Annotated in this window: 5 protein-coding genes; 3 read left to right on the forward strand and 2 right to left on the reverse strand. The window is 62.0% G+C overall.

Annotated elements, in window-relative coordinates; genetic code table 11:
* The first annotated feature begins 11 nt into the window (after positions 1-11).
* Both cysN and tadA read left to right on the forward strand, forming a co-directional pair.
* Positions 12-1,919 carry a sulfate adenylyltransferase subunit CysN gene (gene cysN / locus C2846_RS17860; RefSeq protein ID WP_080048279.1) on the forward strand — a complete coding sequence of 636 codons (1,908 nt, stop codon included), beginning with the start codon at positions 12-14 and terminating at the stop codon, positions 1,917-1,919.
* A gap of 58 nt (positions 1,920-1,977) precedes the next feature.
* Positions 1,978-2,445 (forward strand): tRNA adenosine(34) deaminase TadA, encoded by a 468-nt coding sequence (gene tadA / locus C2846_RS17865; protein ID WP_080048278.1) that lies wholly within the window; start codon positions 1,978-1,980, stop codon positions 2,443-2,445.
* 364 nt (positions 2,446-2,809) lie between these two features.
* Here the strand turns inward: tadA and mltF are convergent, their stop codons facing one another.
* Complete coding sequence (mltF, locus tag C2846_RS17870) at positions 2,810-4,249, reverse strand: membrane-bound lytic murein transglycosylase MltF (protein WP_080051576.1); 1,440 nt, start codon at positions 4,247-4,249, stop codon at positions 2,810-2,812.
* Between the two features lie 194 nt (positions 4,250-4,443).
* On the opposite strand from mltF, the gene purL reads away from it, so the two are divergent.
* Positions 4,444-8,337 (forward strand): phosphoribosylformylglycinamidine synthase, encoded by a 3,894-nt coding sequence (gene purL, locus C2846_RS17875; protein WP_119702130.1) that lies wholly within the window; start codon positions 4,444-4,446, stop codon positions 8,335-8,337.
* A 338-nt stretch (positions 8,338-8,675) separates the two neighbouring features.
* On the opposite strand, the gene C2846_RS17880 is transcribed toward purL, so the two are convergent.
* A complete protein-coding gene (locus C2846_RS17880) occupies positions 8,676-9,605 on the reverse strand; it encodes an integron integrase (protein WP_119702131.1) in 930 nt (309 codons plus the stop codon).
* Positions 9,606-9,645: the final 40 nt, after the last annotated feature.

Here is a 9,645-nt window from a genome sequence, read left to right on the forward strand (position 1 = left end):
CGGAGAATTACATGAGTCACCAATCCGATTTGATCGGCCAGGACATTCTGGCCTACCTCGCTCAGCACGAACGCAAGGAGCTGCTGCGCTTTCTTACCTGCGGTAACGTCGATGACGGCAAGAGCACGCTGATCGGGCGTCTGCTGCATGATTCCAAGATGATCTATGAGGATCATCTGGAAGCGATCACCAAAGATTCGAAAAAGTCCGGTACCACCGGCGAAGAAGTGGATCTGGCATTGCTGGTCGACGGCCTGCAGGCCGAGCGCGAGCAGGGCATCACCATCGATGTTGCCTACCGCTATTTCTCTACCGCCAAGCGCAAGTTCATCATCGCCGACACCCCCGGCCATGAGCAGTACACCCGCAACATGGCCACCGGCGCCTCGACCTGCGACCTGGCTATCATCCTGATCGACGCCCGCTACGGGGTGCAGACCCAGACCAAGCGTCACAGCTTCATTGCCTCGCTGCTGGGCATCAAGCACATCGTCGTGGCCGTCAACAAGATGGACCTCAAGGACTTCGATCAGGGCGTGTTCGAGCAGATCCGCGCTGATTACCTGGAGTTCGCCAAGGGCCTGGAGCTGCTCGACGGCAACAGCGTGCAGTTCGTGCCGATGTCGGCGCTCAAGGGCGACAACGTGGTCAACCGCAGCGAGCGCAGCCCGTGGTACACCGGGCAGACGCTGATGGAGATTCTCGAAAGCGTCGAAGTCGCCGCCGACCGCAACATGACCGACCTGCGCTTCCCGGTGCAGCTGGTCAGCCGGCCGAACCTGAACTTCCGTGGCTTTGCCGGCACCATCGCCTCGGGCATCGTACACAAGGGCGATGAACTGGTAGCGCTGCCCTCGGGCAAGAGCAGCCGGGTCAAGTCGATCGTTACCTTCGACGGCGAACTGGAAAGCGCCGGCCCCGGCCAGGCGGTGACCCTGACCCTGGAAGATGAAATCGACATTTCCCGTGGCGACCTGCTGACCCATGTCGACAACCGCGCGCTGATCGGTGATCAGTTCGAGGCCACCCTGGTGTGGATGGCCGAGCAGCCGATGCAGCCTGGGCGCAAGTACGACATCAAGCGAGCCACCAGCTACAGCCCGGGTTCATTCACCCGCATCCTGCACCGGATCGATGTGAATACCCTGGAGCAGCAGTCGGCCGGTGCGCTGGCGCTGAACGAGATCGCCCGGGTCGAGCTGTCGCTGGAGCGGCCGATTGCCTTTGACGATTACCTGAGCAACCGTACGACCGGTGCCTTTATCGTCATCGACCGCATGACCAACGGCACCGTGGGCGCTGGCATGATCGTCGCCAAGGGGCTGGATGGCCAGAACACCAGTGGCAGCAAGCACGGCCGTCTGGCTCACGTGACCGCCGATGAGCGCGCCGAACGCTTTGGTCAGCAGCCGGTAACCCTGCTGTTCACCGGGCTGTCTGGCAGTGGCAAGAGCACTATTGCCTACGCCGTTGAACGCAAGCTGTTCGACAGCGGCCGGGCCTGCTACGTGCTGGATGGCAAGGTACTGCGTCAGGATCTGTCCAAGGGCCTGAACCAGGACGCCGCCGGTCGCGCCGAGAACCTGCACAAGGGTGCGCGAATTGCCCGGCAGATGAACGAAGCCGGTCTGATCGCCCTGGGCGCCTTCGTCGCGCCGACCGAGGAAAGCCGCGCCGTGGCACGGCATATCCTTGGTAATCGCTGCCTGATGGTGCATCTGGATGCGCCGCTGGCGGTGTGCCAGGAGCGAGACCCCTCGGGCCTGTATGCTGCCAATCTCGAGGGTACCATTCCCGGTGTGTCCTACCCCTATGAGGCGCCGACCGACGCCGATCTGGTGCTGAACACCGCCGAGCTGGATCTCGAAACCTGCGTCAACCGGGTGATTGCGCTGCTGCGTGAGCGGGCACTGATCTGAGTCTGGACTCATCCCATGGCCGCTGGTGGCTGTGGGATGACCGCTCCTGGGGAATTTCATGAAACCGGCTGATATCGACTTCATGCGCGAGGCCATTGCCGAAGCGCGCAAGGGGGCTGATCTTGGTGAAGTGCCGGTCGGCGCCGTGCTGGTGCGCGATGGTCGGGTGATTGCCCGTGGCTTCAATCAGCCGATCAGCAGTCATGACCCCAGTGCCCATGCCGAAATGATCGCCCTGCGTGCAGCGGCGGCGGCCGACGGCAACTACCGTCTGCCCGATACCACTCTCTACGTCACTCTCGAACCCTGCACCATGTGCGCCGGATTGCTGGTCCACAGCCGTATCAAACGGCTGGTTTATGGTGCCAGTGAGCCACGCTCGGGCGCAGTGGTCAGCCGCAGCCAGGTTCTGGCCCAGCCCTGGATGAACCATCGGGTTGAAGTCGAAGGAGGGGTACTGGCCGAGGAGTGCGGGGCCCTGCTGACCGAGTTCTTCCGGCTCAAACGCCAGCCCGCCCAGGGCTAACGTCCTCGTCTCGTCCCCGCACTGCACTGCACCGTCTCGCCCCCGCACTGCACTGCACCGTCCCGTCTCCTCGCCCCACCCCATCCCGTCATGGCGAGGCGCAAAGCGCCGCGGCCATCCAAGCGGCCTATGGATCACCACGGCGCTGCGCGCCTCGTGATGACATTGAGTGGCGTGATGATATCGAGTGCGTCGGGGAGGGGCGCCGAGCTGAACTCAGAACCCACCCCATCCCGTCATGGCGAGGCGCAAAGCGCCGCGGCCATCCAGGCGGCCTATGGATCACCACGGCGCTGCGCGCCTCGTGATGACATTGAGTGGCGTGATGACATTGAGCGAGCCGGGGAGGGGCCCCGAACTGAACTCAGATCCCCTGCGGCAACTGTTCCAGAATCCCTGGGGTGTGATACTGCCCCTCCGGCACCTGAGCGCTTTCCGACAGCGGTTGAGTCACCCACTGCAGAATCTCGTGATAACGGCGGATGTTCTGCACGTAATGCACCGGCTCGTTACCGCGCGCATAGCCGTAGCGGGTCTGGCTGTACCACTGTTTCTTCGATAGCAATGGTAGATGGTCCTTGACGTCAATCCAGCGATTGGGGTCGCGGCCGTTGTTGCGGGTCAGAATCCGGGCGTCATCCAGATGGCCCAGGCCAACGTTGTAGGCGGCCAAGGCAAACCAGGTGCGATCCGGTTCGGGTATGTCGGTCGACAATTGATCACGCACCCAGACCAGATAACGGGCACCGCCAAAGATGCTCTGCTTGGGGTCGACCCGGTTGGTGACCCCAACGAACTTGGCAGTCGGCAGGGTCAGCATCATCAGCCCGCGTACCCCGGTCGGTGAGCGTGCCTCCGGGTCCCACAACGATTCCTGATAACCCATGGCCGCCAGCAGGCGCCAGTCCAGGCTGTACTGATCGCCGGCCTGACGAAACCAGGTTTCATAGCGGGGCAGGCGCTGCAGCATGTGTCGGGCGAAGGCCTGGGCGCCAACGTAGTCGAGCACATCGGCATGGCCGTAGAAGCGCTCGATCAACTGATCCAGGGTGCCGTCGGTGCGAATGTCGGTAAAAAACCGCTCAACCGCCTTGAGCAGACTGTCGTCATTGTCGCGCGGCAGGGCCCAGGCCAGGCCACGGGGCTCGCTCAGGTCAAAGCCGACCCTTACCGCCGGGTAGAAAGCCTGGTTGACCACCAGTTCGTTGGAATAGAGCACCGCGTAATCGATCTCGTCGTCATTGACCAGACGCAGCAGGTCAACCACTTCAACCGAGTCGGACTCCTCAAACACCAGCTCCGGGTTGTCCAGTTGCAGGTTGCGCAACTGATCGGCCAGGCTACTGCCCTTGAGCACCATGATCCGCTTGCCATACAGATCATCCAGCCCCCGAGGCTGGCGGTTGCCACGGCGATAGACCACCTGCGGTGTAGCCTCCAGATAGGTGCTGGAGTAACGGGCCTGATCCAGCCGTTCGGGGTTGATCGCCAGCCCGGCGGCGGCCAGGTGGGCGTTCTTGCCGTCAAGCTGTTGGTAGATCTCATCAAGGGTGCCGATGGCGGTCATTTCCAGCTTCACCCCCAGGCTCTCGGCAAAGCGCCTGCTCAGCTCGTATTCCAGCCCGGTATCGCCATGGCGATCCTGGTAGAAGGTGGTAGGCGTATTGCGGGTCAGCACCTTCAAGGTGCCTTCGGAACGGATCTGCTCCAAGCGGTCTGGTTTATCACAGCCACTGAGCAGGGTGCTTCCCAGCCCCAGAATCAGGGCCAGCAGCAGAGGGGAGCGGAATGTACGTCGATGCATGGCGCCAGTATAGGCAAAAGCGCTCGCCGGCAATAGCTTGACCGGGCGCTGAAAAGCTACCGGATGTTGGCAAAGCATGCGGCTGATGGCTTCCCCCTGGCGCTTGGGGTATCCTATGCGCCTTCCATTTTTTCCAAGGATGCGTGAACTCGATTCTCTGCATCCCCCCATTCCGAACCGAGGCCGTTACCGACATGCATAGCCTGCGTGGAGCCCCAGCCCTTTCCGTTTTCCGCCGCAATAAACTGCTCGCCCGTGTGCAGGCCAAAGTGCCCGGGGTTACCGGGCTGTATGCCGAATTCATGCACTTTGCCGACCTGTCAGCGGCGCTCGACAGCGATCAGCAGGCTGTCCTTGAGCGGCTGCTCAGTTATGGCCCCTCGGTACCGGTGGAAGAACCCAATGGTGCTTTGCTGTTGGTAGTACCGCGCTTTGGCACCATCTCGCCGTGGTCGAGCAAGGCCAGCGATATTGCCCATAACTGTGGCCTGGGTGTAATCAAGCGGCTGGAGCGCGGCATTGCCTATTACGTCAGCGGTGAGCTGAGCAGCGAGGAACTGGCTAAGGTCAAGGCGCTGCTGCACGACCGCATGACCGAGCTGGTACTGGATCAGGTCGAAGACGCCGCCAGCCTGTTCGCCCATACCGAACCCAAGCCGTTCAATCGGGTCGACATTCTCGGCGGTGGTCGCGCTGCGCTGGAGCAGGCCAACGTCGAGCTGGGCCTGGCCCTGGCCGAGGATGAAATCGACTATCTGGTACAGAGCTTCACCGAGCTCAAGCGCAACCCCAGCGACGTCGAGCTGATGATGTTCGCCCAGGCCAACTCCGAGCACTGCCGGCACAAGATTTTCAACGCCAGCTGGGATATCGACGGTCAGGCCCAAGACAAGAGCCTGTTCGGCATGATCAAGAACACCCATGAGATGCACCGCGAAGGCGTGCTGTCGGCCTACAAGGACAACGCGGCGGTGATTGAAGGCTTCGTCGCCGGGCGGTTCTTCCCGCAGCCCGACAGCCGTGAATACCGTGCGGTTGAAGAGCCGGTCCACATTCTGATGAAGGTGGAAACCCACAACCACCCGACCGCCATTGCGCCGTTCCCCGGCGCTTCCACCGGCTCCGGTGGCGAGATCCGTGACGAAGGCGCAACCGGCCGGGGCGGCAAGCCCAAGGCTGGTCTGAGCGGCTTTACCGTGTCCAACCTGCGGATTCCCGGCTTCGAGCAGCCCTGGGAAGAAGACAACGGCAAGCCCGGGCGCATCGTCACCCCGCTGCAGATCATGATTGACGGCCCGCTCGGCGGCGCCGCCTTCAACAACGAATTCGGCCGGCCGAACCTGACCGGCTACTTCCGTACCTTCGAGCAGACCGTGCAGTCCCCGCGCGGCCCGGAAGTACGTGGCTACCACAAACCGATCATGATTGCCGGCGGCATGGGCAACATCCGCGCCAATCATGTGGAAAAGGACGAGATCCCGGTCGGCGCCAAGCTGATCGTACTCGGCGGCCCGGCCATGCTGATCGGCCTGGGCGGCGGTGCAGCCTCGTCGATGGCCACCGGCGCCAGTGCCGAAGACCTCGACTTTGCCTCAGTCCAGCGCGACAACCCGGAAATGGAACGCCGCTGCCAGGAAGTGATCGACCGCTGCTGGCAACTGGGCGAGAAGAACCCGATCAAGTTTATCCACGACGTAGGTGCCGGCGGTCTGTCCAACGCCTTCCCTGAGCTGGTCAACGATGGCGAGCGCGGCGGGCGTTTCGAGCTGCGTAATATCCCCAACGACGAGCCGGGCATGAGCCCGCTGGAAATCTGGTCGAACGAATCCCAGGAGCGCTACGTGCTGGCGGTTGACGCCGCCGATTTCGAGCGCTTCCAGGCCATCTGCGAGCGCGAGCGCTGCCCGTTCGCGGTGGTTGGCGAGGCCACCGAAGAGCGTCACCTGCTGCTCAATGACACGCATTTCGACAACCAGCCGGTCGACATGCCGCTGTCAGTCCTGCTTGGCAAGCCGCCGCGCATGCACCGCAGTGTTGAGCGCGAGGCTGAACCGAGCGACGACTTCCAGCCGGACATGAACCTGGAAGAAGCTGCCCTGCGTGTACTGCGCCTGCCGGCCGTAGCCAGCAAAAACTTCCTGATCACCATCGGCGACCGCTCGATCACCGGCCTGGTGGCCCGCGACCAGATGGTTGGCCCCTGGCAGGTACCGGTCGCCGACTGCGCCGTGACCGCTACCAGCTTCGATGTGAATACCGGCGAAGCCATGGCAATGGGCGAGCGCACTCCGCTGGCCCTGCTCGATTCCCCGGCTTCCGGGCGCATGGCCGTCGCTGAAACCGTCACCAACCTGGCGGCGGCGCGGATCGAAAAACTGTCTGACATCAAACTGTCGGCCAACTGGATGGCCGCTGCCGGCCACCCCGGTGAAGATGCCCGCCTGTACGACACGGTCAAGGCCGTGGGCATGGAGCTGTGCCCGCAACTGGGTATTACCATCCCGGTGGGCAAGGACTCGATGTCAATGAAGACCCGCTGGAACGATGCCGGCGAAGACAAGAGCGTCACCTCGCCGATGTCACTGATCGTCACCGGTTTTGCCCCGGTGCAGAACGTGCGCGCCACTCTGACCCCGCAACTGCGGCTGGACAAGGGCGAGTCCGACCTGATCCTGATCGACCTTGGCCGTGGCCAGAACCGCCTTGGCGGCTCGGCGCTGGCCCAGGTCTACAACCGTATCGGCCAGACCGGCCCGGACCTGGACGACGCCGAAGATCTCAAGGCCTTCTTTGCCGTGATTCAAGGGCTGAATCAGGACGAACTGCTGCTGGCTTACCACGACCGCTCCGACGGCGGCCTGCTCGCCACTCTGGCGGAAATGGCCTTTGCCGGTCGCTGTGGCCTGGATATCAGCCTTGATGTGCTGGCCGACAACGCCGCACAACTGGCAGGCGTACTGTTCAACGAAGAGCTGGGCGCGGTGATCCAGGTACGTCAGGCCGACACCGAAGCGGTGCTGGCGCAACTGTCCGCCGCCGGCCTGGGCGACTGCAGCGCCGTGATCGGCCAGCCGCAGAGCGAGCAGACCCTGAACTTCAGCTTCAACGGCGACGCTGTACTCAGCGGCAGCCGCGCCGCCTGGCAACAGGCCTGGAGCGAAACCAGCTGGCAGATCCAGCGCCTGCGCGACAACGCCGAGTGCGCCGATCAGGAGTTCGAAGCCCTGGCAGACGACGCCAATCCGGGTCTGAGCACGCTGCTCAGCTTTGACGTCAATGAGGACATCGCCGCGCCCTACATCAACACCGGCATTCGCCCGCAGGTGGCGATTTTGCGCGAGCAGGGCGTCAACGGTCAGGTGGAAATGGCGGCTGCCTTCACCCGCGCCGGATTCACCGCCATCGACGTACACATGAGCGATATTCTCGCTGGCCGCGTTGATCTGGCCGAATTCCGCGGGCTGGTCGCCTGTGGTGGCTTCTCCTACGGTGACGTACTTGGCGCCGGCGAAGGCTGGGCCAAGTCGATCCTGTTCAACGCCCAGGCCCGCGAAGCCTTCAGCGCCTTCTTCCAGCGCCCGGACACCTTCGCCCTTGGTGTCTGCAACGGTTGCCAGATGCTTTCCAACCTGCGCGAACTGATCCCTGGTAGCGATCACTGGCCGCACTTTGTGCGCAACCGCTCCGAGCAGTTCGAAGCCCGGGTAGCCATGGTCGAAGTCCAGGCTTCACCGTCGATCTTCCTCAGCGGCATGGTCGGCTCGCGCCTGCCGATCGCCATCGCCCACGGCGAAGGGCACGCCGAGTTTGCCGACAGCAGCGCCGTCGACGCCTGCGAAGCCAGCAACAGCGTCGCCCTGCGTTACATCGACAACCGCGGCCGCATGACCGAACGCTACCCCGCCAACCCCAACGGCTCGCCGCACGGCATCACCGGCCTGACCACTCGCGATGGCCGCGTCACCATCATGATGCCGCACCCCGAGCGGGTCTTCCGCGCCGTCCAGAACTCCTGGCGTCCTGACGACTGGAACGAAGACGGCGGCTGGATGCGCATGTTCCGCAACGCCCGCGCCTGGGTCGGCTAACCCCAACCGAACCCCCTCCGGCCAGCCCGGAGGGGGGCAGTCCTGTCCTCTCTTTCCTCTGCCAGCCGGCTGCCTTAAGTCTTGTGCCACCCTCTGCCCTGAACGCACCTTCCTGGGAAGTTCGAGCACCCACTCGAACAAAGCCCGGCACAGCCGGGCCCTTCACGCGGCCTGACAAAAAACACTTGGCTCTGGCCACTGGCCTGCATTATCTTGATCAAAGCAAGGGAATGCCAGCCAACCCCGCCTCCCGGCACGGACAGCCGCCATTCCCCATAAACTCACCGGCCATGCCCGCCACGCAAGGGTAGGGCGGTAGCGTGCCTGAAGTTGGATACCTAACCCAATGGACTCTGCACCCCGGCAAATCCCTGACCGAGAACATGGGTATAGATTTGGGTCGTGCGCACGTCAGCATGACCCAGCAACGTCTGTACCGTACGGATATCGCTGCCACGACGCAGCAACTCGGTCGCAAAGGTGTGGCGGAAAGTGTGGCAGCCAGCGGGTTTGCCAATCGCAGCTTGCCGAACAGCTTGCTTTACTGCTTTTTGCACAGTGCTGTTATGCAAATGATGGCGAACAACGGCACCATCGTCGTCGTGGCAAAGCGTCAAAGAAGGAAAAAACCACTGCCATTCCACAGACCTGGATGCCTCGGGGTACTTTCGCTTCAGCGCAAATGGCAAGCTGACCTGGCACTGATAAAAAGGGTTTTGTGCTTGCCATGCTGTAAAGATCCGAGCTTTGCGCTGTTGCAAAGGCTGGATCAAACTGGCTGGCAACAGCGTGGTTCTATCCTTGTCACCTTTACCGCTGTGAACCGTAATAATTTGGCGCTCAAAGTCGATATCTTTCAAGCGTAACCGACAGGCTTCGACAACACGCAAGCCTGAGCCGTACATAAGTGATGCGAGCAAATTATAGGGCTCTTTCAGCAGAGCTATAATCTTGATCGCTTCATCATGGGTGAGCACCGTAGGAATACGCATTGATTTACGGGCACGAACAGCCTCACCAATATCACCCAAGGGTTGTTCCAGTACCTTCGCATATAGAAATACGAGCGCATTCAACGCCTGATTTTGGGTGGCCGCAGCAACGTTGCGTTTGACTGCAAGCCAGGTCAGAAATTCATTGACTTCAGCAGGCCCCATTTCAAGCGGGTGTCGCATCTTATGATAACGAAGATAAAAGCGGACCCAGTACCAATAGGTTTTTTCCGTCCTGATGCTGTAACGGTTAACCCGGATGACGTTGCGAAACAGTTCTCTGAGTCGAGGTTTTGTCGACTCCCCCTGATTAGGT

Source organism: Pseudomonas jilinensis (assembly GCF_003586265.1).
GTDB lineage: Bacteria > Pseudomonadota > Gammaproteobacteria > Pseudomonadales > Pseudomonadaceae > Halopseudomonas > Halopseudomonas phragmitis.